The organism is Caulobacter sp. S45 (assembly GCF_903642205.1).
In the GTDB taxonomy this organism is placed as follows: Bacteria; Pseudomonadota; Alphaproteobacteria; order Caulobacterales; family Caulobacteraceae; genus CAHJWH01.
The window spans coordinates 1-21,490 of sequence record NZ_CAHJWH010000040.1 but is presented as its reverse complement, the minus strand read 5'-3'; the positions used below and the strand labels follow the sequence as shown (position 1 = coordinate 21,490).

The following is a 21,490-nucleotide window of genomic DNA, read 5'->3' as shown; positions in this document are numbered from 1 at the left end:
CTCCGACGGCGGCCAGAGCGCCCGCCAGCAGCATCGCGACGCTTGCTTGTGTGAGACCAACAGCGTCTGCGTTCAATGGATTTAGAGCGATCCCTCCCCCTTGATGGGGAAGGGGCAGGGGGAAGGGCGTTCGCGTTGCGGCTGAGGCAGAAGGCTCTGGAGGCGCCTCCCGCCCTCTTCCACACACGTCGTGCACCCACCCCCATCCTCGACTCTTCCGCCATCGAGGGGGAAGGGAGCCGATAGGGGATCGCTGTCCTGTGAACGGGGAGGATGGGAGTCTGCGGTCGTCGGTCTCGGGCGCCGTCGGTCTCATTGGGCGACGTTCCCGCTGGCGGCGACGGGGTCGTAGGCGTGCTCGCCCCTGACGACGACGGCCTGCATGGCGCGCTGCAGGTCCTGCTCAGGCTCCATGGGCGGGTGGCGCACGACGGGGGGAGCCGGTCCGGGCTCGGGCGTAGAGGGCATGTTCCGCGGGTCGATGCTGGTCTCAAGCCTTGGCGTCGGGAAGACGTGGGCGACATCGGGGCCGCCGTTCGCCAGCCGCCAGCGCAGGAAGCCCATCAGCAGGATCATCGACACCATGATGAAGACGATTGCGCCGGCTGCGATCGCCACCATCAGCCCTGCGCGGATCGTCGGCGGCTCCAGCCCGTCCTCGACGTCCAGCCTGTCGTGGGGGTTGCCGCGGACAGGGGCGTCAGCGCTCATGGACAAGGGCTCCCAGCTTGAGCTCCAGGCGCGGAACGCCGCCGGCAAGGGCGAGCCACACCCCGCCCATGGCCACCAAAGCCAGTATGGCGGGGAGCAGGCAGGCCGCGCCCAAGCCCGGCGCGAGCAGCCAGGTCTGGTAGCTCAGCAGGCCGACCAGGCTGACGCCGCCGGCCCACGCCAGGGCTCGGTGCGTCCCGAACCTCCGCCGGACCGCTAACAGGGTCAAGGCCGCGATCCCGCAGGCCAGCGACACCCAGACGAAGCCGCGCCAGGCGGGGCTGATGCGAGGGATGTACCAGGCGTCGAGCGGCGGCCGGTCGCCGTACCAGATCACCAGATAGCTCATGAACTCCAGGTAGGTCAGCCCGATGATGGTGGCGAGCAGCAGGCCGGCCACATCGCCTGAGGCCGCGTCCGGAGCGGGCTTTCGCGCCTGCAGGGCTGCAAAGGCGAAGCCGGCCATCAGCTGCTGCACGACGAGCGCCATGCCGAAATCGGAGGAGGTGAAGCTCGGCAGGATGGACAGCATCCAGTCCACCCCCACGACGCTCACCGCCAGCCCGTGGAAGGCCAGGGCGAGGCCTGCGCCGAGCCGTCCGCGCGGACCTTCGATCCGGTCCAGCGACAGAGCGATGGCGCTCCAGCCGCCCAGCGCGATCAGGGTGCGCGCCCAGAACAGCGGCGGGTTGAGATAGAGGCGCCGCACCCCCGGCTCGACCATCATCGGCGTGTGCGCCCAGGGATAGATCAGGCCTAGCCCGAACAGAACGGGCAGGACGAAGACCAGCAGCAGCGGAGTGAGCTGGGCGGCCGGCGCCAGCTCGAGCGCGAAGGCCGCCCCCCAAGCGCCGGCTGTAAGCCGGTGGATCAGCACGATGGCCAGCGATCCCAGCGACAGGCACGAGACGAAGACGAAGCCGATCAGCCAGCCCTGCAGCGCCGCCGCCGGCGTGGCCAGCGCCATCACCGTCCAGCCCAGGAAGGCCAGCGCGCCCACGCCTAGCGTGATCAGGCGGGCACCTCTCATCAGCGGCCTCCGTGCGAACCGGCGGGCGGCTGCACGTCCGGCGCGCCCTGCGCGTGGGCGACCTCGAGCGCGCGGACATAGGCGACGATGGCCCAGCGATCGGCGGGCGGAATGCGCTCGGCATAGGGGTACATGACGCCGTAGCCATGAGTGATCACGTCGAACAGGTGGGCGGGCGTGGCGGCGGCCACCCGGGCGTCCCAGTAGGGCGGCGGGGGCGGGAAGCCGCGCGCCACGATGGTCCCGTCGCCGGCGCCGCTGGCCCCGTGGCAGGGCTTGCAGAAGATGTCGTGCCGCTCGTGGCCGCGCTCGACCAGGGCGAGGGTGACGGGCGGCGGGATGGATGAGGCCTGAGCTAGGGACTGGGTGTCTTGCGCGACGGTCCCTTCGGGCGGCGCCTGGGCGGAGGTCCCGCTGGCGAACAGGGCGGCCGCCGCCTGCGGCCCGTACTTGGGTTGCTTGGTCATGGTGAGGTCACAGCCGACCAGTCCGAAGACTGTCATCCCGGCCGCAGCGAAGCGGAGAGCCGGGACGGAGGGTGCGAGGCGCCGGCCCTGGATTTCGGACAAACGCTGACGCGCTTTCCGGGATGACCGGGGGAGGCGCCTCACAGCTCCACCTCTTCCACCCACACCGCGCCGGCGTCGAACAGGCGCTGTCGGGCGAGCGCGGCGGCGTCTCCCGGCCCCGGCGCGCGCACGGCCAGCAGGAACTGGTCCTGGCTGGCGCGCTCGAAGGCGGCGTGCTCGAACAGCGGGTGGCTCAGGCGCGGCAGGCCCCCCTTGAGCAGGAAGACCACGAAGCCGGTGATCGCGGCGGCCAGCACCCCGATCTCCACCGGCGCCAGCAGGAAGGCCGGCCAGCTGTTGGTCGGCCGGCCGCCCTGGTTGAAGGGGTAGGCGAAGACGGCGCTGTACCACTCCATCAGGTACATGCCGGCCGCGCCCGCCAGTCCGCCCGCCAGCATGTACCAGGGGATGTTGGTGGCGCCCTGGCCGAGCGCCTGGGACAGGCCCTCAATGGGATAAGGCGTGAAGGCCTCCAGCGCCGGGACGCCGGCGTCGCGTTCGATCTCCACCGCTTTCAGCAGGCGATCCGGTCCGGTGAAGGCGGCGAGCAGGGCGCGGGTCATGCGTCGCGCTCCTGCATGGCCAGCTCGCGCACCTCGAACATGGAGATGGAGGGCAGGATGCGCACGAACAGCAGGAACAGGGTGATGAAGAAGCCGACTGACCCGGCCATCACCGCGTAGTCCCACACCGTCGGCCAGAACACCCGCCACAGCGTGGGCAGGTAGCCGTGGCCGAGCGTGTTCCAGATGATCAGGATGCGCTCGAACCACATGCCCATCAGCACGCCCACCGCCACGGTGATCAGCGCGGGCAGGCTGGCGCGGGCGCGCTTGAACCACAGGATTTGAGGCAGGAAGACGTTGCCCAGCATCATCAGGGCGTAGAGCGGCCAGTAGTGGCCGGTGAGCGCATAGGCGAGATAGCTCCGCTCCGCCCGCTCGCCGCTGTACCAGCTCATGAACCACTCGGTGGCGTAGCCGAAGCCCATGATGCAGGCGGCCGCCACGGTGATCTTGGCCATGGCGTCGAAGTGCCGGTCGGTGACCAGCGACTTCAGGTTAAGCGCATGGCGGATCAGCGCTCCCAGGATGATCACCATGGCGAAGCCTGAGAACATCGCCCCGACCACGAAATAGGGCGGGAACAGGCTCTCCTGCCAGCCGGGCATCAAGGAGGCTGCGAAGTCCAGCCCCACGATCGAGTGCACCGAGCAGACCAGCGGCACGGCCAGGCCGGCCATGGTCCTGTATAGGCCCTGGTGCAGCGACCACTGCCAGGCCGAGCCGCGGAACCCGAGTGCGAAGGCGCCGTAGAGCTTGCGCACCAGCGGGTGGTGGGCGCGGTCGCGGAGCGTCGCGAGGTCGGGGATCAGCCCGACGTACCAGAAGGTCACCGAGAACAGCAGGTAGGACAGGATGGCCCAAAAGTCCCAGACGAGCGCGCTCCGCCACTGCGGCCACAGCCCCATGACGTTGGGGTAGGGGGCCAACCAGTAGAAGAACATCGGCCGGCCGAGGTGGATGATCGGGAAGATGCCGGCGATCGAGACGCTGAACAGGGTCATCGCCTCGGCGAAGCGGTTGATCGAGGCGCGCCAAGGCTGGCGGGTGAGCAATAACAAGGCGCTGATCAGGGTGCCGGCGTTCCCTATGCCGATCCACCAGACGTAGTTGGCGATGGGGAAGCCCCACACGATGGTGGTGTTGTTGCCGAACACGCCGACGCCCTGGTCCAGCTCCCAGTACAGGCCCACGAAGAAGGCCAGTGCGAAGGGGGCGGCGCAGGCCAGCGCGACCCACCAATTGCGCCAGCGGCCGGGGCGCCAGCTGGCGCGGCCGATCACGGGCTCGGCGATCAGCGCGTTGACCTGCTCGCAGGTGTCGACGGAGGCGTCGATCCAGCGGTGCTGCGGGGCGGCGAGGGTCATAGGTCCCGCGCCTTGCGAACTGTGGCGCCGAGGCCAGGATGCTCCCCCGGTGGGGGAGCTGTCGGCGAAGCCGACTGAGGGGGCCTTCCGGCAAGCGCTGCGTAGCCCCCTCCACCGCTTCGCGGTCCTCCTCCCCCGAGAGGGGAGGATCGACAACCGGCGGCGATGCTCACGAGGTGATCTCCCCGGCAGCCGTTCCGAGCGCCGGGTTCATATTACGCACCCGCGCCAAATAGGTCGTTCGCGGGCGCGTCCCCAGGTCCCCCAGCAGGGCGTAGTGCCGAGGCTCCTTGCGCAGGTCGGCGATACCCGACGCCGCCGTCTCCAGGTCGCCGAAGCTGATTGCCTGGGTGGGGCAGCTGGACTGGCAGGCGGTGACCACCTCGTGGGGGCCGATCTCGCGGTCCGCCTTCTCGGCGGTGCGGCGCGCTTGGCTGATGCGCTGGACGCAGTAGGTGCACTTCTCCATCACGCCGCGGGCGCGCACGGTGACGTCGGGGTTGTGCTGGGCCTTGACCGACTCCTCGCCCATGTTCCCGTAGGCTTGGTCGTGGCTGTAGCCGTAGTAGTTGAACCGCCGCACCTTGTAGGGGCAGTTGGACTGGCAGAAGCGGGTACCGATGCAGCGGTTGTAGACCTGGTCGTTCAGGCCCTCGTGGTCGTGGATCGAGGCCTCCACCGGGCAGACGGGCTCGCAGGGCGCGTGCTCGCATTGCATGCAGGGGACGGGCTGGAAGGCGGGGCGGTGCTCGTCCGCCTGGCCGACGTCATAGGCGTCGATGCGCAGCCAGTGCATGTCGCGGCCCCGCGCCACCTCGTGCGGGCCAACGACCGGCACGTTGTTCTCCGATTGGCAGGCGACGATGCAAGCGTTGCAGCCGATGCACAGCTCCGCATCGATCACCATGGCCCAGGAGGGCGCCCAGCTTTCCGCTTTGGGGAGCATGGAGGGCGGCTCGGGGGCCTTCTCCAGCGGGCTTCTGGCGAGGCCGGGCAGGGCGGCCAGGGTGATCTCCGGCGACAGCTCGCGGGCGTCGCCATCAAGCCTGTGCAGGGCCTGGAAGTGCGGCGCCTCGCCGTGGGCGGGCGCACGTTCGAGGGTGACGGCGCTCAGCCAAGGATTGGCGACATCGCGGACTGCGGCGAAGTCCCAGCCGACCTCGCTCCCGATGGGGCCACCCTGGCGCCGGCCGCCGCCGATGAAGCCGCTGAGTACGCCCCGCGCCTGGCCGGCGGCGACGCGCACCGGCGCGACGACGCTTTGGCCGCCCCGCGACAGGCGCACATTGTCGCCGTCCGTAAGGTCGTGGGCGCGGGCGTCTGCGGGGGAGATGGCCAGGGTCGCGCCCCAGACCTCGGCGGTCAGCGGCTTGGGGCACTCCTGCAGCCAGGCGTTCTCGGCCCGGGCGCCGTCGTAGAGGGTCGGGTCAGGAGCCAGCGCCAGGAGGAAGCTCGAGGAAGCCGGTCGCGGCTGGAAGACCGAAGCCCTGGCGGCTGGAGCCGCCGTGATTGCGGCTGCGGTGTTCGCCACGATCCCATCGGTGAGCGCCTGCGTCCAGAAGCGGTCGAAGGCTGTAGCGTTTAGATCAATCCCTGCGTCGCCTTCGTCGAGACCCGACGCGCCGCGACCACTCTGGGGCGTGGTCAGCCCGACGGTGGCCGTCGTCGCGCCCGCTCCAGGTCCGCGGCTGGCGCCTGCCGCTGGAGAGGATTGCGCATTCGTCACTCGCGGAGCGCCGGTCGCCCCATCCTGGGTGGCCCAGGTCTGGCAAACAAGATCGCGGGCGCTCGGTCGCACGGCGGCGGCGGCGAGGGCGTCGAGCACCTGGGCGCGGGTGCGGGTGTCGTAGAGGGGGCGGACCAGGGGCTGGACCAGGCTGGCGGTTCCGTCCGGGGCGCGGAGATCGCCCCAGCTCTCCAGGGCGTGGGACAGCGGCGCGCCCCACTGGCAGGCGACGGAGGTGTCGTTCACGTGCTCGCTGAAGTGCACGCTGAAGGGCGCCTTGGCGATGGCCGCCGCGACTTGAAGTGCAGCGGGCGCGGCGTAGGCGGGGTCGCCGCCGAACACGATAAGGGTCTGCACGTGGCCGGCGCGCAGGTCCGCCACGGTCGCCTGCAGCGAGGCCATGTGGCCGTCCGGGTGCGGGTCCACGGGGGCGTGGGCGTCCACGGGCGCCTTGAGCCCTGCGTTTAGCACGTGGACCAGGGCATGCACTTCCGGCGGCTGGCTGCGGCCGACCAGCACCACCGCGCGGCCGGCGTCGGCCTTCAGGTCGGCGGCGGCGGCGGCCACGAAGCGCTGCGCTTCGGGCGTAAGCGGGGGATGCGCGCCGCCGTGGTCCAGCGCTGCGGCGAGCGCCAGGGCCACGTCGGCGATGGCGTCGGGGCGGAGGGCCAGCCGGTGGTCGGCGTTGGCGCCGGTGAGGGTCCAGCCGCCCTCCGCCACGTACCAGCGGGAGAAGCCGGCTTCGCCGGGCTTCCTGCGGGCGGCGTAGGCCCGGGCGTTGGCGATCTGCTCCGGGCCGGGGCCTAGCGGATCGGCGTCCAGCGCCAGCACCACCTGGGCGTCCTGCAGGCGCGGGCGGACCGTCAGTGGCCTGCCAAAGGCTCGCATCGCGCCGGCGCGGACGCTGTCGTCGTCCACCGGCTCGAAGCGGCGCCAGCTCATCGCCGGGTAGGCCGCCTGCAGCGCCTTGATCAGGCGCAGCTCCGTCGGTGAGGTGATGCGGCCGGTAAGCAGGGTCAGGCCCTGGCCGCCCTGGCGCTTGTGCTGGGCGAGGCGGGGGAGCAGCGCGGCGTCAAGCCCGTTCCAGGACGACGGGAGCGAACCCTCCATCGCCGTCTGCAGCCTAGCGGGATCGTAGAGGGACAGCACCTCCGCTTCGGCGAACACGTCGGTGGAGCCCAGGCTGAAGGGGTGCTTGGGCGAGCCCTCGATCTTGGTGGGCCGGCCGTCGTTGGCGACGACCATGGCGCCGCGGCCGTAGCCCGCCAGCGGCAGGGTGGTGGCGTAGCGCTGCGATATGCCCGGCGTCAGTCCCTCGGGCTGGTCGACATAGGGGATGATCTCCTCGTGCGGGCGCCCGCACCCGGCCATCGCCAGGCTTACCCCGGCCGTCATCAGGGCCAGCGCCTCACGCCGGTCCAGCGCCCGTCGCGGTGCAGGCGCCGGGGCCGCCGCTGTGGGCCGGCCGGTGGCCTCGATGAGGGTGAAGCGGCTCACCGATGGCAGACCGAGCAGTCGGTCAGGTGAGAGACCTGGATGTGGCGATTAGCCAGGTAGGCGCGCGCAGCTCCAAGCGGCGCATCCGCCGGGGTCCAGGCGGTATTAAACTCCGCGGCCTTGGGTGCGAGCCGCGGGCCGGGATTGCGGTGGCAGTCCAGACACCACCCCATGGTCAGCGGCGCGTTCTGGTTCATCAGCGCCATCTGGTGCACCGGCCCGTGGCAGGCGGAGCAGGGCACCCCTTTGGCCACGTGGATGGAGTGGTCGAAGTAGACGTAGTCCGCCAGCTTGTGCACCTTGGACCAATGGATGGGCGTGTTGTGGGCGAAGCTCTCACGCACAGGCGCCAGGAGCTTGGCGTTGGTCCAAATCCGGGAGTGGCAAGTCATGCAGGTGGACGTGGGCGGAAGCCCGGCCCAGCGGCTGTCCTCCACGCCCGTGTGGCAGTAGCGGCAGTCGATGCCAAGGTCGCCTACATGGTGCTTGTGGCTGAACGGAACCGGCTGATCCAGCGTGTAGCCCTGATCGGTGGAGTAGGGCGCCTTGCGCATGGCGTAGGCCAGGCCGAAGCCCGCGAAGGGCAGCACGACGATGGCGATCATTATGATCCGGGCGATCGTGTTGGCGCCGGGCCGGAAGAGCTGGGCCATCGGAGGTCAGGTCGGGACACGCGGGGCGCCGATGAAGAAGGCTGACGCCGGTTCGTGCCCGCCCCTCAACGTTCGCCCCCGAAAACCGCTCGCGACAAACGCTCGAGCCGCCAGCGCCGTCCGACTCCGCTCGACACTGTCGGCGGGGTCGGACAAGGTCGTAGCCAAGGGGCGGCCCGGCCGCTAGCCAAAAGTGATGGGGACCCGGTGAGCGGACGTATCCTGGTGGTCGAGGACGACGCGGAGGTGGCGGACTACGTGGCCAAGGGGCTGCGTGAGACCGGCTACACCGTCGAGCATGTGCCCGATGGCCGCGATGGCTTGTATCTGGCCTCCTCCTCCAGCTTCGACGCCATCGTGATGGACCGCATGCTGCCGGGCATGGACGGTCTGTCCGTGGTCAAGGCGCTCCGCGCCGCGAGTGTGGAGACCCCCATCCTGATCCTGTCGGCGCTGGGCCAGCTGGACGAGCGCGTGGTCGGCCTGCGGGCCGGAGGCGACGACTACCTGACCAAGCCTTTCGGCTTTTCGGAACTCCACGCCAGGATCGAGAACCTGGTGCGCAGGCGTGCCGGCCGGTCGGTGGAGACGGTTCTGCGTTGCGCAGATCTCGAGATGGACCTGCTGGCGCGCAAGGTGTTCCGCGCCGGCAAGGCGCTCGACGTGCTGCCGAGGGAGTTCAAGCTGCTGGAATATTTCCTCCGCCACAAGGACCGGGTGGTGACCCGGACCATGCTGCTGGAGCAGGTCTGGGACTATCGGTTCGACCCACATACCAGCATCATCGACACCCACATCTCGAGACTCCGCAAGAAGCTGGACGACGGATTCGAGCGCCCGCTGCTGCACACCCTGCGCGGCGTGGGCTACCGGCTTTCCGAGCAGCCGTGAGCCCGATGTGGTGAGCGCCCGTCCGTGAGCCAGGCCTCAGGCCTTCGGCGGCTGACCCCGTCGAGTTTCCTTCTGTTCGTGGCGGTGCTGGCGGTGGCCGCGAGCGCGGCGGCCCTGATCGTGGTCTATCGCACCGGTGGGGGCATCATCTCTGACCAGGAGCGGGCGGAGGCGCTGGCCGAGCGTGACCTGCTCGAGCAGGTGGACGTGGAGCAGGGGCTGGACACCCTCGCCGCCGGTGTGACCCGGCGGGCGCTGTTCGCGACCGCCGGCGAGCATTTCGGCCTATTCGACGCGAAGGGCCAGGCGTTGGCCGGCGATCTCACCAGCTTCAACCCGGCGTTCCGCAACGCCGACTGGAGGGTGCTCCGGGTGGGCGTTCATCCCCGCTACACGGTGCACGTCATCGGCTCGACGCTAGGGGACGGAGCGGTGCTGGTCGTGGGGCGTAGCCTGTCCAACCTGCGCAAGTTCGAACGATCGATCTTCTACGGCTTCGCCTCGGCGGTGGGCATCGTCGCTGTGGCCGGGCTGGCGGCCGGGCTGGTGATGAACTTCCTGATCCTGCAGCGGGTCGACGCCATCGCCAACACCGCCGAGAGAATTGCAGCTGGAGACCTGTCAGCCCGGTCTCCGGTGGCGGATGGCCGCGATCCGTTCGGACGAGTGGGCGTCTCGCTCAATGCCATGCTGGAGCGGATCGAGGAACTGTTGACCGGCATGCGCACGGTTACGGACAGCCTGGCCCACGACCTGCGCTCGCCGCTGACCCGGGTCATGGGCGCTCTGGCCCGGGCCATGCACGAGGGCGCAACCGAGGACGAGCGCATGGACGCGGTGGAGGTCGCTCATGACGAGGTGGAGCGCACCCTGAACACCTTGTCGGCCATGCTCGACATCGCCCGCGCTGAAACCGGCCTGTCACGAGAGATGATGGTGCGCGTCGACGTGGCCGCACTGGTTGAGGAGCTGGCCGACTTCTTCACCCCCGTCATCGAGGACGCGGAGCAGAAGCTGGTGTTCCACGCCCCGCCGCACCCGGTGATCGCTCATGGTCACGAGCCGCTGCTTCGCCAGGCCGTGGGAAATCTGCTGCACAATGCTTCCCAGTATGCGGGCTCCGACACGGTGGTGCGCGTGTCGGTGGAGGAAGGGGAGGAGACCGTCGACATCGTGGTGGCCGACACGGGCGGCGGCGTGCCGGAGGACCAGCGCGGACGGGTGCAGGAACGCTTCGTCCGCCTTGACCCCGCGCGTAGCACGGGAGGCTCGGGACTCGGGCTGGCCATCGTCGCCGCCTGCGCCAAGCTGCACGGGGGCGTGCTGCGCCTGGAGGATAATCATCCCGGCTTGAGGGCCGTGCTGGGGATCCGCCGCGTCTAGGCGGCCGGCGCCCTGCCGCCGATGCCCGCGCCTGCATTTGCAGGCAAGCGAAGATAGATCGGGACGGCCAGTAGCGACAGTAGGCCGATCACCAGGAAGGGCATCGTGAAGCGGTCGGGTGTCAGCGTGCCGGAGCCCCGGGCCAGGTGGAGGGTCAGGCCGCCGATGCTGACGCCCAGGCTCATGCTCACTTGCTGGATCACGGTCGCGAGTGTGGAGGCCTGGCTGACCTCGCCCCGCTCCACGTCGGCATAGCTGAGGGCGTTGGACGAGGTGAACTGGGCGCTTCGAAGGAACCCGGACACGCCCAGAAGCAGCACGATCAGCACCTCGGGCGTGTCGGCCCGGAAGAGCCCCGGCAGGCAGACGCAGATGGCGGCGCCCAGCGCCGACACGATGAGCACAGGGCGATAGCCGACCCGTCGCAGCAGCGCCGGCGCGATCGGCTTGAGCAACAGTGCGCCCGCCGCCTGGGAGATGGTCATCAGCCCAGCCTTCACCGGCGACCAGCCTAGCCCGATCTGCAGCAGCAGCGGGAGGAGCAGCGGCGTCGCCCCGAGACCCAGCCGGACCAGCGTCCCCCCCGTCACGCTGGCTCGGAAACTCGCCACGCGGAGAAGGCGCAGGTTCAGCACGGGATGTTCAGCCAGCAGACTATGGCGGATAAAGACGGCGAGCGCGGCCGCGCCGACCAGGACGCCCACGATCTCCGCCGGCCAGGGTGCAAGACCTGTGCCCGCCGTCTCCGAGACCGACGTAAGCGCGACGATGGCCAAGGCCGCCAAGGCGAAGCCCCAGCCATCGAACCGGCCCGGGCTCGGTCGCCGGCTGTCCGGCACCAGCAGGGCCACCGCGATCATCCCGACCAGTCCTACAGGGATGTTGATGTAGAAGATCCAGGACCAGTTCGCCACGCCGAGCACCAGACCCGCCAGCGGCGGGCCGAGCAGAGGCCCCACCAGTGCGGGCATGGTGAACCAGGACATGGCCGACACGAATCGGTCCCGCGGCGCGGCGTCCACCACGATGACCCGTCCGACGGGTGTCATCATCGCCCCGCCCATGCCCTGCAGCACCCGCGCCGCCACCAGCTCGCCCAGCCCATGCGACAGGCCGCAGCAGACCGACCCTGCCAGGAACACGACCATGGCGCTCAGGAACACCCGTTTGGCGCCGAACCGGTCCGCCACCCATCCGCTGGCGGGGGCGAACACCGCGAGCGCCAGCAGATAGGAGGTCAGGGCCAGCTTCAGGTGGACCGGATCGGTGTGGAAGGCTCGCGCCAGGGTCGGTAACGCGGTCGACAGGGCGGTGGAGTCGATGAACTCCATGAATAGCGCGCTGGCTACCGCCAGCGGCACGGCGTTGGCGGCGAAGCCGGTGCGGGTCGCGGGCGCCTGCGCCCTCGGCCGCTCGACGGGAGGCGCCATCGTCGGTTCGACTGAACCGGTGTCCGCACCGACGGTGCTCACGAATCGGGTTTGGTCCACGCAGCCTACTTAGGCGCTCGCGCTGCGATGGGGAGACTCTGACCGGGAAAATGGCCTCCGGGCGATTGGGTCCTGCGCTCAGACCAGCTGGGCTGGGGCGCGGCTGGCGGCGTATTCCTGGTGGCCACGGGTGATCACGCGGTCGCCGGGTGCAAGGTCCGTGATCGCGATATCCTTGGCGCCGGCCAGCGCCGTATAGAGCGCACCGAAGTCATGCTGGGTCACATCCAAAAGCTCATCCATGGACGGGATGACGAAGTAGGTCTGCTGGAAGTCGTCAATGCGATAAGGTGTGCGCATCACCCTCTGCAGATCGAAGGCGATGCGGTTGGGGGAGCCATCCTCCAGGCTGAAAACCGACTCGGTGCGGGAGGAGACGATGCCCGCGCCATAGATGCGCAGGCCAGCCGCCGACTGCATCAACCCGAACTCCACCGTGTACCAGTAGAGTCGCGCCAGGTTGTGCAGCCGGCCGAGCTGCAAGGCCCGCGCGCCGCCGCGGCCGTAAGCGGCCATGTAGTCGGCGAACACCGGGTCGGTCAGCATGGGCACATGGCCAAAGACGTCGTGGAAGACGTCCGGCTCCTTCAGGTAGTCGAGTTCGTGTGGCTTGCGGATGAAGTTGCCGGCCGGAAACCGCCGGCTCGCCAGATGGTCGAAGAAGACGTCGTCGGGGATCAGGCCCGGCACGGCCACGACTGACCAGCCGGTCAGCGCCTGCAGCCGCTCGCTGATCCGGGTGAAATCCGGCACGCCCTCGCCCCGCAGGTCCAGCGCGTCCAGCCCGTGCAGGAAGGCGTTGCAGGCGCGCCCGGGCAGCACGGCCATTTGACGATCATAAAGCGTCAGCCAAGTGCTGTGCTCTTCGGTAGTATAGCCGTTCCAACCCTGGGCGATTGTCCAGTCCGCCGCCGCGCCGGGCGGGGGGCCGCCGCTGAAGCCATCCGCGCTCATGTTCGACGCCTGCTCAATGGCTTCAAGCCCGACAGCCTAATGCGCGCACAAGGCGATGGTGACCGGCATGGCGAAAAATCCCCGGGCTCAGTGGGCCGCCTGATGTCTCAACCGGTACTCGCCGCCGCTGAACTGCGCGAACATCTCGGCGGCGCCCGGGTGGCCCACGGGTTCGCCGCTGTCGTCCAGCAGCAGGTTCTGTTCGGAGACGTAGGCGACATAGCAGCTCTGCTCATTCTCGGCGAGCAGGTGATAGAAGGGCTGGTCCTTGCTGGGACGCACGCCCTCGGGGATCGAAAGCCACCATTCGTCGGTGTTGGCGAACACCGGATCGACATCGAAGATGACGCCGCGAAAGGGGAAGAGACGGTGTTTGACCACCTGGCCCAGACTGAACTTCGCGCTTTGAACGTCCATTCGGCCAGCATCGGATAGACGTGGTGACTGATTGATGAACGGCTGGGAGCCAAGTTGGGGCTCGCGCCTGGGATCAGGTTTGTTACAATCGTGTTCAATCAAGCAGGGCCGGGTGGCCCTGCGGGAGAGATGATGTCCGAGGCGGCGGCGAGCCAGCGATCCTCCGCCCGACCATCCAGGCGGGAACAGCCCTGTTACGCCGCCCTGGACCTCGGCACCAACAACTGCCGCCTGCTGATCGCCACGCCCGCAGGGCGGGGGTTCAGGATCGTCGAGGCATTTTCGCGCATCGTACGTCTGGGCCAGGGCCTGTCCCAAACTGGACGGCTGGACGAAACGGCCATGCAGCGCACGCTGGCCGCTCTCAGCATCTGCTCGGAGAAGATCGCACGTCGGGAGGCTTCTCCAGTGCGCGCGGTGGCCACCCAGGCCTGCCGCCAGGCAGAAAACGGGCCCGCCTTCATCGCCGAGGTGTGGCGCCATACCGGCCTGGAGCTTGAGATAATCACCCCGCAGGAAGAGGCACAGCTGTCGGTGGTCGGGTGCCTCAACCTGATCGACCACAGCACCGCAGCGGCGCTCGTGGTGGATGTGGGCGGAGGCTCGACGGAACTCTCCTGGGTGGACCTGCGAGATGGAGCTTTGCGTCGCCATGGCGACCAGCTCAGGCCCGACCGTCTGCCCATCCGGGCGTGGCTTTCCGTGCCCATGGGCGTCGTGACCCTGGCTGAGCGCTTTCCGGAAACCCCCCCAGCAACGGAAGCCTGGTTCCGCCAGATGGTGGAGGCGATGAAGGTCCACCTCTCCGGCTTCCGACATGCCGACCATCTGCGCCCCATCTTCACGGCAGGCCGCGGCCACCTGATCGGGACATCCGGCGCAATCACCAGCCTGGCGGGGCTTCACCTCGGATTGAAGCGTTACGATCGCGCCCGCGTCGACGGTCTCTGGCTCAGCCAGGGCGACTGCGCTGCAGCGGCTGGGCGGCTGATGCAGCTGGGGCCCGGCGCTCGGGCGGCGGAGCCCTGCATCGGACCTGACCGCGCCGACTTGGTGCTGGCCGGGGCGGCCATTCTCCAGGCCGTGCAGGAACTCTGGCCCTGCGAACGCGTGCGCGTCGCAGACCGAGGGCTGCGCGAGGGCATACTGTTGTCGCTCATGGCCCAGGCGCGTCAGGATCGCCACGCCACTTGCCGGTCTGTCCAAACCGGGCTCGCGGACCTCACCCATGGCTGATGACGAGCGCCGTCGCATGGTGCGGCCGCCCACCGGCGGGGAGAGTTCCGGCCGCAGCGTTGGCCAGCGGCTGAAGGCGGCGCGCAGCCATACGGCCTCCTCCCAGCACTGGCTGGAGCGCCAGCTGAACGATCCCTACGTGCAGCGCGCCCATGCCGAGGGCTGGCGCTCCCGCGCCGCGTTCAAGCTGACCGGCATCGACGACCGCTTCCACCTGATCCACTCTGGAATGAGGGTGGTGGATCTGGGGGCCGCTCCGGGAGGCTGGGTGCAGGTCGCGCTGAAGCGGGGCGCGGCGTTGGTGGCGGGCGTGGATCTGCTGGAGATCGAGCCGATCCAAGGCGCCCACCTGATCCAGGCCGACTTCACCGCAGCCGGCGTGGGCGACCAGCTGCTCGCCGCGCTTGGCGGGGCGCCCGATCTCGTTCTGAGCGACATGGCTCACAATACCACCGGCCACCGTGAGACCGACCGGCTCAAGATCATCGGCCTGATCGAGGCGGCCGCCGCTTTCGCCGTCGCCAACCTGAAGCCCGGCGGCGGCTTTGTCGTGAAGACCTTTCAGGGTGGCGCGGCGGGCGACGTGCTTCAGCAGCTCAAGCTCGCCTTCACGGACATAAAGCACGTCAAGCCCAAGGCGAGCCGGGCCGACAGCTCGGAAATCTTCCTGGTGGCTACCGGGCTGAAGCGCTGCTGATCCGAAGACCGCCTCGTCGGAGATCAGAGCTCAGCGGCCAGGATCGAAATCAGCTTGCGGGGGCCGCCTTGCGGCGACCGCGCTTCGCGGGCGGGGGCGCATCAGGCGCCGCGGGGGCGGCCTCGACAGGAGCCTCGGTCGCCGCAGGCGCCACGTCCGTCGCCGCTCCCCCGTCCCGGCCGCCCCGTCCTAACCCTAGCGTCTTGGCCAAGCTGGAGCGCTGGGCCGAGTAGTTGGCCGCCACCATCGGATAGTCCTTCGCCAGACCCCACTTGGTGCGATAGTCTTCCGGGGACAGCCCGCGAGTGTTCAGGTGGCGCTTCAGCGACTTGTACTTGCGCCCGTCTTCAAGGCTGATCAGGTAGTCCGGTGTCACCGACTTCTTGATTGGCACGGCAGGCGTCAATGAGGCCGCGGCCTCGGCCGGCGCTCCGGTGGCCGCCTGCGTCAAGGCCGCGTGCACCTGATGGATCAGCTGGGGCAGCTCGGTTGCTCCAACACTGTTGTTGCTGACGTAGGCGGAAACGATGTCGGCGGTGAGCTCAACCGCTTCTGGATTCTCGGCCATGCGAGCCTTCTTACAAAACTGGGGTTAAAGGGGGGACGCCGCGCTGAAAGCCATACCGAACTCGAAATACACGGCAGATAAACTATCTTTTCTGCAATCTAGCAAGAGCGCATGTATACCGGTGCGCCCTCTGCTTGCAGACGGACGCCTTTTGGCGGACGGGGTGGGATTCGAACCCACGGTGGGCTTGCACCCACGGCGGTTTTCAAGACCGCTGCCTTAAGCCACTCGGCCACCCGTCCGGGAGGCGCGGCTCTTAGCAGGCGTGGGCCTCAGGCGCGAGGGGGCAAGCACAGCCTTCCAGATGAGCTTGGCGAGGCGTCGCTAACCTTGTTTTCAGCATCCTGCCGCCATGCTGCGCATAGACCGGCCCAACGGCGGTGCGTGGAGGCGGGATGGCCAGCCGGCCTGTTCGCATGAGGGTTGGGCGCGTAAGCGCGGCGCTGGCCGTCGTCTCGGCGGCGCTGAGCCTGGCTGCCTGCGCCACCGCCCCGCCGCCCACCAGCGTGTCGCGGCTCTCCGATGGCCGGCCGCGCGCCTATAACCGGCCCTACGAGGTGCGCGGGCGCTGGTATACGCCGACGGACCAGCCGGGCTATGACAAGGTAGGGCTGGCCTCCTGGTACAGCTATGAGTCGCCCAGCCGCACCACGGCCGACGGAGAGCGCTTCGACATCCGCGTCCCGACGGCGGCCCACACCACCCTGCCGATCCCGAGCTGGCTGGAGGTCACCAATCTGGACAATGGCCGCAGCCTGAAGGTGCGGCTGAACGACCGCGGGCCGTTTGTGTCGGGCCGCATCCTGGACCTGTCGCGGGGCGCGGCCGAGCAGCTTGGCTTCCTGCAGCGGGGCACAGCACGTGTGCGGGTGCGCTATCTTGGACCGGCCGGTCCGCCTGACCGCGGAAACACGCCCATGTGGGCTGATGCACAGCCGGCGCGGCCGACCGTGCGTGTGGCTGCTCCCAACGTCTTGCTCGCGCGTGACGACATCCAGGTGCGTCCGCTTGCCAGCGCGTCCGCTGCGGCGGAGGTCGCTGAAGACGCCAGCCAGACGCCGGACGAGGGGTCGCCGCCTCCCGTGACGTCTACAGACTTTTACAGCCCTGCGCCGCTTCTGCGTGACGGCGCGCCTGCACCAGCCTCGTCACCGGCGTCCAGTGGAGGGTTCGCCGTCCAGGCCGGCGCCTTCTCCGATCGAGGCAACGCCGAGCGCGCCGCCCGGAGGCTAGCGACCGCCGGCGCCGCCAGCATCCGTCCGCTCGACCGGAACGGCGAGGTGCTCTACCGCGTCGTGGTGGCCGGCGGCTGGAGCCAAGCCACGGACGCCGCCGCCGGCCGCTCGCAGATCGTCGCCCTGGGCTTTCCCGACGCCAAGGTGGTCGCGCCGTAGGCGGCTCTGAGCTTGCCATCGCGGCCAGGTGAGGCGATCAACAGGGCGTGGTGCGTGGACGGTTCATCAGCTTCGAAGGCGGGGAGGGCGCGGGCAAGACCACGCAGATCCGCCGCCTTTCCGATCGCCTTTCGCCCCTTGTGGGTGAGGTGATTTTGACGCGCGAGCCGGGCGGCTCGCCGGGAGCGGAGGCGTTGCGCGACCTGCTGGTGTGCGGAGACATTGACCGCTGGTCGCCCATGTCGGAGACTCTGATCCTCTACGCCGCCCGCGAGGATCACCTCGAGCGTCTTATCCGTCCGGCGCTGGCCCGCGGCGCCTGGGTGCTGACCGATCGGTTCGCCGACTCAACCCGCGCCTACCAAGGCGCCGGTGGCGGCATCTCGGCGGGCTTCATCACGGCCCTGGAGCAAGCTGTGCTCGGCGACGGCCGCCCCGAGCTGACGCTCATCCTCGACCTGCCGGTGGACGAGGGGCTGGCGCGCGCTGCCGCCCGGGGCGGCGGAGAAGAGCGGTTCGAGCGCAAGGGACGCGCCTTCCATGAGCGCCTGCGGCAGGGCTTCCTGGAGATCGCGCGCAGCGAGCCGCGTCGCTGCGTCGTCATCGACGCCGCCGCTTCGTCGGAGCAGGTGGCCGAGCAGGTCTGGGTGGCGGTGAGTGGGCGGCTGTTGGCGGAGGCGGCCTGATGGCCGCCGAAGCCGGGCCGGGCCATCCCCGCCACAGCTTCCACCTGGACCAGGTGGACGCTCCGGCCCAAGCCTTCGAGGACGCCCTGATGCAAGGCCGTCTGCACCACGCCTGGCTGTTCACCGGGCCGCAGGGGATCGGCAAGGCGAGCTTCGCGTATCGCGCCGCCCGCCACCTGCTCGGGGCGCGCCACAGTCCAGCGTCAGGGCCGCTCGGCCAGACGTCTGACGATCCGGTGAGCCGCATGGTCGCGGCCCAGTCGCATCCGGACCTGATGGTGCTGGAGCGGCACGTGGAGGGCGCTGCGGCGCGCAAGTCCATTCCCGTCGACGAAGCACGTCGCCTGCCGGAGTTCTTCTCGAAGGCCCCGGCGCTGTCGCCCTACCGCATCGCCATCATCGACGCCGCCGACGACCTGAACGTCAACGCCGCCAATGCGGTGTTGAAGACGCTGGAGGAACCGTCCGGGCGCGGCGTGCTGCTGCTCGTCAGCCATGCTCCGGGGCGACTGCTCACGACAATCCGCTCCCGCTGCCGCCGCCTGGCCTTCGCGCCATGGCCGGAGGCGGCGCTGGCGGAGTTCGCCCGGGAGCGGCTGCAGCTCGATCACAGCCATGCCGCCCGCCTAGCCCAGATGGCAGGCGGCGCGCCGGGGCGGGTGTTATCGCTCGCCGCCGCGCAGGCCCTCGCGCTAGACGACACCGCGGCCGAGCTGTTGAGCGCGACTGCGGGCCCCCAGCGCGACGCTGACGCCCTTCGTCTGGCCGACCGGTTCCGGGGCGCGGAAGGAGCGCAGACCTTCGCCCTGTTGCTGGAGCGGCTGGGCGAGCGCCTGCGCATCGCGGCCTTGGGCGCATCCGACGGCGGCGCAGCCGACTCATGGGCGAGCCTCTGGGAGCGGACGGCCGAGCTGCCGGGCCGGGTGGAGGCGCTGAACCTGGACCGCGCCGACGCCTTTTGGAGCCTATTGGCCGAGCTGCGCGCCACCGTCCGCCGGGAAGGCCCGGCGCCATGCTGATCGACAGCCACGTCAACCTGCACGCCTCCGCCTTCGCCGAGGACCGGGCGGAGGTCATCGCCCGCGCCCGCCAGGCCGGGGTGGCGCGGATGCTGACCATCTGCGACCGGCTGTCGAACTTCCCCACCGTCCAAGCCATCGCCGAGGCCGAGCCGGACATCTGGTGCACGGTGGGCGTCCATCCGCACGAAGCGAAGGACTATCAGGATCTGCAGCCTGAAGCCCTCGTAGATCTCGCCCGCGGCGAGCGGGTAGTAGCAATCGGCGAGACGGGGCTCGACTATCATTACGACCTCAGCCCACGCGAGCAACAGCGCGCCGTGTTCGCCACCCACATCGCCGCCGCCCAGGCCTGCGGCCTGCCCCTGGTGGTGCACACCCGCGAGGCCGACGCCGACATGGGCGAGTTGCTGGAGGCCGCGTATCGCAAGCAACCCTTCAAGCTGCTGATGCACTGCTATACCAGCAGGCCGGAGCTGGCGCGGCGGGCGGCGGCGCTTGGCGCCTGGTTCTCGGTGTCCGGTATCGCCACGTTCAAGGCGGCGGAGGATGTGCGCAAGGTGATCGCCGACATGCCTTTCGACCGGATCATCGTGGAAACGGACTGCCCCTACCTGGCGCCGGTCCCGATGCGCGGAAGGCGGAACGAGCCCGCCTATCTGCCCCACGTCCTGGCCAGCCTCGCCGACATCCGCGGCTGGTCGCTGGTGGAGGCGGAAACGCGCACCACCGACGCGTTCTTCCACCTGTTCGACAAGGCGCTTCGCCCATGAGCGGTCGCCTGCGCTTCACCATTCTGGGGTGCGGCTCTTCCGGCGGGGTGCCAAGGGCGGACGGGGTCTGGGGCCGCTGCGACCCGGCCGAAGCCAAGAACCGCCGCTCCCGCTGCTCCATGCTGGTGCAGAAGACCGCCGATCAGCCGGATGGGCCGGAGACCACCGTGCTGATCGATACCTCGCCGGACCTGCGGTATCAGACTTCGGCGGCCGAGGTGCGACGGCTGGATGCGGTGCTCTATACCCACGATCACGCCGACCAGGCCCACGGCATCGACGACCTGCGGGTCTTCTTCCTGACCAGCCGCAAGCGCACGCCCTGCTACATGGATCCGGCGACGACAGAGACGCTGATGCGGCGGTTCGACTACATCTTCGAAACCCGCAGCGGCTATCCGGCCATCTGCGATCCGCGGGTGCTGCCGCCGCACCACCGGCCCTGGTCGATCGAAGGACCATCGGGCGCCATTCCGATCCTGAACTTCGACCAGGACCACGGCTCCATCCGCTCTGTGGGATATCGCATTGGCCCGGTGGGCTATTGCAGCGATGTGGTGGCGCTGCCGCCCTCGGCCATGGCGGCGCTGGCTGGGGTCGAGGTGTTCATCGTGGACGCCTTGCGCGACACCCCGCATCCCACTCATGCGAACGTGGCAATGGCGTTGGCCTGGATCGCTGAGCTGAAGCCCGCCCGCGGCGTGCTGACCAACCTGCACAGCGACCTTGATTATAACGAACTGAGCGGACGCCTGCCGCCCGGCGTCGAGCCCGCCTACGACGGCATGGTGATCGAGACGGACGCCTGAAGGCACGTTCTCCTTCCCGCGTAGGGATGGAGAAGATGCGCCGGTCTGATCATTCTGCGTTGCGGTTCGGACACCCAGGCGGCTAGGGAGGGGCGCGATCCGGCGCTTCCGACGGGTTGGGCGGTGATGGACACGTGATGGCGCCCCGCATCTGCAGCCGGACACCGCGCCGCTGATGGACGTCAAGCTCATCATCGCCCTGGCCGGCATCCTGATCGCCACCATGACCACCCAGCTCAACTCTCTGGTCAGCAGCGCCGCGCTCGCCGATATCCAGGGCGGCCTCGGCCTCAGCCACGATCAGGCTCAGTGGCTGTCCAGCCTCTACATCACGGGTGAAGCCATCGGCATGTCCATGGCCCCCTGGCTTTCGGTGACCTTCACCTTGCGCCGCTTCGCCCTCTTCGCCATCGGCCTGTGCTTCGCCTCGTCGCTGCTCATTCTGACCAGCTCGAACCTTGCCATACTCTACAGCTTTCGCCTGCTGCAGGGCCTGTCCGGCGGCCTGACCATCCCGCTGCTGATGGTGACGGCGCTCCGCGCCCTGCCACCGCCGATCCGCCTGTTCGGCCTGGCCGCCTATGCGCTCACGGCCACCTTCTTCCCGGCGCTCAGTACAGGCGTGGCTGCGCTGTGGGTGGATGGCCTGGACTGGCGGTTCGTCTTCCTGCAGGTCATCCCGTTCTGCGCCATCAGCTCGACGCTGGTCTGGTACGGCATGCCCAAGGACCCGCCGCAGTACGAGCGCTTCCACAAGGCCGACTGGCGTGGAGCGCTGCTCATCGTCGTCGGCTTCGGCTCGCTGACCACCTTACTGCAGCAGGGCGACCGGCTGGACTGGTTCAACTCGCCCCTGATCTGCATCCTGGGCCTGCTGAGCGTGGTGGCCATCAGCCTCTTGGCCGTCAACGAATGGTTCCACGAGCTCCCGCTCATCAAGCTGCAGCTGCTCGGGCGGCGCAACCTCGCCTATGGCGTGTCGATCCTGCTGCTGTTCGTGATCGTCAGCCTCTCCTCCTCCCAGCTGCCGGTGAACTTCCTGTCGGAGGTGCAGGGT

The 21,490-nt window shown here is 69.2% G+C and carries 20 protein-coding genes, 1 tRNA gene and 1 pseudogene; 10 read left to right on the top strand and 12 right to left on the bottom strand.

Going from position 1 to position 21,490, the window contains the following annotated elements:
• Nucleotides 1-312: 312 nt before the first annotated feature.
• The 7 genes from HUV06_RS06395 to HUV06_RS06365 all read right to left on the bottom strand — a co-directional run bounded on the left by HUV06_RS06395 (nucleotide 313) and on the right by HUV06_RS06365 (nucleotide 8,116).
• Complete coding sequence (locus HUV06_RS06395; RefSeq protein ID WP_174300442.1) at nucleotides 313-711, bottom strand: hypothetical protein; 399 nt, start codon at nucleotides 709-711, stop codon at nucleotides 313-315.
• Nucleotides 701-1,741: a hypothetical protein gene (locus HUV06_RS06390; protein ID WP_174300441.1), complete on the bottom strand. Its 1,041-nt coding sequence runs from the start codon at nucleotides 1,739-1,741 to the stop codon at nucleotides 701-703. The genes HUV06_RS06395 and HUV06_RS06390 overlap by 11 nt, the downstream gene beginning before the upstream one ends.
• Nucleotides 1,741-2,208: a cytochrome c gene (locus HUV06_RS06385; protein ID WP_217433662.1), complete on the bottom strand. Its 468-nt coding sequence runs from the start codon at nucleotides 2,206-2,208 to the stop codon at nucleotides 1,741-1,743. The genes HUV06_RS06390 and HUV06_RS06385 overlap by 1 nt, the downstream gene beginning before the upstream one ends.
• Nucleotides 2,209-2,348: 140 nt before the next feature.
• A complete protein-coding gene (locus HUV06_RS06380) occupies nucleotides 2,349-2,873 on the bottom strand; it encodes a DUF3341 domain-containing protein (protein ID WP_174300439.1) in 525 nt (174 codons plus the stop codon).
• Nucleotides 2,870-4,240, bottom strand: a complete 1,371-nt coding sequence (nrfD, locus tag HUV06_RS06375) for an NrfD/PsrC family molybdoenzyme membrane anchor subunit (RefSeq protein WP_174300438.1) — start codon at nucleotides 4,238-4,240, stop codon at nucleotides 2,870-2,872. The genes HUV06_RS06380 and nrfD overlap by 4 nt, the downstream gene beginning before the upstream one ends.
• Nucleotides 4,241-4,409: 169 nt before the next feature.
• Nucleotides 4,410-7,463, bottom strand: coding sequence for a 4Fe-4S dicluster domain-containing protein (locus HUV06_RS06370; protein ID WP_174300437.1), 3,054 nt, complete (start codon nucleotides 7,461-7,463; stop codon nucleotides 4,410-4,412).
• Nucleotides 7,460-8,116: a cytochrome c3 family protein gene (locus HUV06_RS06365; protein ID WP_174300436.1), complete on the bottom strand. Its 657-nt coding sequence runs from the start codon at nucleotides 8,114-8,116 to the stop codon at nucleotides 7,460-7,462. The genes HUV06_RS06370 and HUV06_RS06365 overlap by 4 nt, the downstream gene beginning before the upstream one ends.
• Before the next feature lie 207 nt (nucleotides 8,117-8,323).
• On the opposite strand from HUV06_RS06365, the gene HUV06_RS06360 reads away from it, so the two are divergent.
• On the top strand, nucleotides 8,324-9,007 hold the full coding sequence (locus HUV06_RS06360; protein WP_174300435.1) for a response regulator transcription factor: 684 nt from the start codon (nucleotides 8,324-8,326) through the stop codon (nucleotides 9,005-9,007).
• A 24-nt stretch (nucleotides 9,008-9,031) separates the two neighbouring features.
• Nucleotides 9,032-10,390 carry a HAMP domain-containing sensor histidine kinase gene (locus HUV06_RS06355; protein ID WP_174300434.1) on the top strand — a complete coding sequence of 453 codons (1,359 nt, stop codon included), beginning with the start codon at nucleotides 9,032-9,034 and terminating at the stop codon, nucleotides 10,388-10,390.
• Here HUV06_RS06355 and HUV06_RS06350 read toward each other — a convergent pair.
• From HUV06_RS06350 to hspQ, 3 genes are all read right to left on the bottom strand, one after another.
• Nucleotides 10,387-11,820, bottom strand: coding sequence for a DHA2 family efflux MFS transporter permease subunit (locus tag HUV06_RS06350; RefSeq protein WP_174300433.1), 1,434 nt, complete (start codon nucleotides 11,818-11,820; stop codon nucleotides 10,387-10,389). The two genes, HUV06_RS06355 and HUV06_RS06350, sit on opposite strands and share 4 nt — an antisense overlap.
• Nucleotides 11,821-11,958: 138 nt before the next feature.
• On the bottom strand, nucleotides 11,959-12,834 hold the full coding sequence (gene phhA / locus HUV06_RS06345; protein WP_174300432.1) for a phenylalanine 4-monooxygenase: 876 nt from the start codon (nucleotides 12,832-12,834) through the stop codon (nucleotides 11,959-11,961).
• Between the two features lie 87 nt (nucleotides 12,835-12,921).
• Nucleotides 12,922-13,251 (bottom strand): heat shock protein HspQ, encoded by a 330-nt coding sequence (gene hspQ, locus HUV06_RS06340; protein ID WP_174300431.1) that lies wholly within the window; start codon nucleotides 13,249-13,251, stop codon nucleotides 12,922-12,924.
• A gap of 132 nt (nucleotides 13,252-13,383) precedes the next feature.
• Between hspQ and HUV06_RS06335 the strand changes: the two genes are divergently transcribed.
• Together HUV06_RS06335 and HUV06_RS06330 are read left to right on the top strand one after the other, a co-directional pair.
• Nucleotides 13,384-14,487 carry a Ppx/GppA phosphatase family protein gene (locus HUV06_RS06335; protein ID WP_174300430.1) on the top strand — a complete coding sequence of 368 codons (1,104 nt, stop codon included), beginning with the start codon at nucleotides 13,384-13,386 and terminating at the stop codon, nucleotides 14,485-14,487.
• Entirely contained in the window at nucleotides 14,480-15,184 is a 705-nt protein-coding gene (locus HUV06_RS06330; RefSeq protein WP_174300429.1) for an RlmE family RNA methyltransferase, read from the top strand. Before HUV06_RS06335 ends, HUV06_RS06330 begins: the two co-directional genes overlap by 8 nt.
• 175 nt (nucleotides 15,185-15,359) lie before the next feature.
• On the opposite strand, the pseudogene HUV06_RS06325 reads toward HUV06_RS06330, so the two are convergent.
• Together HUV06_RS06325 and HUV06_RS06320 are read right to left on the bottom strand one after the other, a co-directional pair.
• A pseudogene (locus HUV06_RS06325) lies at nucleotides 15,360-15,752 on the bottom strand (MucR family transcriptional regulator); the annotation flags it as partial.
• A 152-nt stretch (nucleotides 15,753-15,904) separates the two neighbouring features.
• A tRNA-Ser gene (locus tag HUV06_RS06320) sits at nucleotides 15,905-15,994 on the bottom strand.
• A 174-nt stretch (nucleotides 15,995-16,168) separates the two neighbouring features.
• Here HUV06_RS06320 and HUV06_RS06315 point away from each other — a divergent pair.
• From HUV06_RS06315 to HUV06_RS06290, 6 genes are all read left to right on the top strand, one after another.
• Entirely contained in the window at nucleotides 16,169-17,146 is a 978-nt protein-coding gene (locus HUV06_RS06315) for a septal ring lytic transglycosylase RlpA family protein (protein WP_254600912.1), read from the top strand.
• A 47-nt stretch (nucleotides 17,147-17,193) separates the two neighbouring features.
• Nucleotides 17,194-17,832: a dTMP kinase gene (tmk, locus tag HUV06_RS06310; RefSeq protein WP_174300426.1), complete on the top strand. Its 639-nt coding sequence runs from the start codon at nucleotides 17,194-17,196 to the stop codon at nucleotides 17,830-17,832.
• Nucleotides 17,832-18,851, top strand: a complete 1,020-nt coding sequence (locus HUV06_RS06305; RefSeq protein ID WP_174300425.1) for a DNA polymerase III subunit delta' — start codon at nucleotides 17,832-17,834, stop codon at nucleotides 18,849-18,851. Before tmk ends, HUV06_RS06305 begins: the two co-directional genes overlap by 1 nt.
• Nucleotides 18,845-19,624 (top strand): TatD family hydrolase, encoded by a 780-nt coding sequence (locus HUV06_RS06300; RefSeq protein ID WP_174300424.1) that lies wholly within the window; start codon nucleotides 18,845-18,847, stop codon nucleotides 19,622-19,624. Before HUV06_RS06305 ends, HUV06_RS06300 begins: the two co-directional genes overlap by 7 nt.
• The gene (locus HUV06_RS06295; protein WP_174300423.1) at nucleotides 19,621-20,433 is read left to right on the top strand and encodes an MBL fold metallo-hydrolase; all 813 of its coding nucleotides are present in this window, start codon (nucleotides 19,621-19,623) and stop codon (nucleotides 20,431-20,433) included. The genes HUV06_RS06300 and HUV06_RS06295 overlap by 4 nt, the downstream gene beginning before the upstream one ends.
• Before the next feature lie 175 nt (nucleotides 20,434-20,608).
• Nucleotides 20,609-21,490 (top strand): MFS transporter (locus tag HUV06_RS06290; RefSeq protein WP_174300422.1); only part of this gene is annotated, 882 nt, incomplete at its 3' end.

Bases quoted from the DNA above. Each gene is read 5' to 3' on its own strand.
- HUV06_RS06300 (WP_174300424.1), top strand. From the start codon at position 18,845: ATGCTGATCGACAGCCACGTCAACCTGCACGCCTCCGCCTTCGCCGAG.
- HUV06_RS06315 (WP_254600912.1), top strand. From the start codon at position 16,169: ATGAGGGTTGGGCGCGTAAGCGCGGCGCTGGCCGTCGTCTCGGCGGCG.
- HUV06_RS06380 (WP_174300439.1), bottom strand. From the start codon at position 2,873: ATGACCCGCGCCCTGCTCGCCGCCTTCACCGGACCGGATCGCCTGCTG.
- hspQ (WP_174300431.1), bottom strand. From the start codon at position 13,251: ATGGACGTTCAAAGCGCGAAGTTCAGTCTGGGCCAGGTGGTCAAACAC.
- HUV06_RS06350 (WP_174300433.1), bottom strand. From the start codon at position 11,820: ATGGCGCCTCCCGTCGAGCGGCCGAGGGCGCAGGCGCCCGCGACCCGC.
- nrfD (WP_174300438.1), bottom strand. From the start codon at position 4,240: ATGACCCTCGCCGCCCCGCAGCACCGCTGGATCGACGCCTCCGTCGAC.
- HUV06_RS06335 (WP_174300430.1), top strand. From the start codon at position 13,384: ATGTCCGAGGCGGCGGCGAGCCAGCGATCCTCCGCCCGACCATCCAGG.
- phhA (WP_174300432.1), bottom strand. From the start codon at position 12,834: ATGAGCGCGGATGGCTTCAGCGGCGGCCCCCCGCCCGGCGCGGCGGCG.
- HUV06_RS06330 (WP_174300429.1), top strand. From the start codon at position 14,480: ATGGCTGATGACGAGCGCCGTCGCATGGTGCGGCCGCCCACCGGCGGG.
- HUV06_RS06385 (WP_217433662.1), bottom strand. From the start codon at position 2,208: ATGACCAAGCAACCCAAGTACGGGCCGCAGGCGGCGGCCGCCCTGTTC.
- HUV06_RS06365 (WP_174300436.1), bottom strand. From the start codon at position 8,116: ATGGCCCAGCTCTTCCGGCCCGGCGCCAACACGATCGCCCGGATCATA.
- HUV06_RS06295 (WP_174300423.1), top strand. From the start codon at position 19,621: ATGAGCGGTCGCCTGCGCTTCACCATTCTGGGGTGCGGCTCTTCCGGC.
- HUV06_RS06395 (WP_174300442.1), bottom strand. From the start codon at position 711: ATGAGCGCTGACGCCCCTGTCCGCGGCAACCCCCACGACAGGCTGGAC.
- HUV06_RS06390 (WP_174300441.1), bottom strand. From the start codon at position 1,741: ATGAGAGGTGCCCGCCTGATCACGCTAGGCGTGGGCGCGCTGGCCTTC.
- HUV06_RS06305 (WP_174300425.1), top strand. From the start codon at position 17,832: ATGGCCGCCGAAGCCGGGCCGGGCCATCCCCGCCACAGCTTCCACCTG.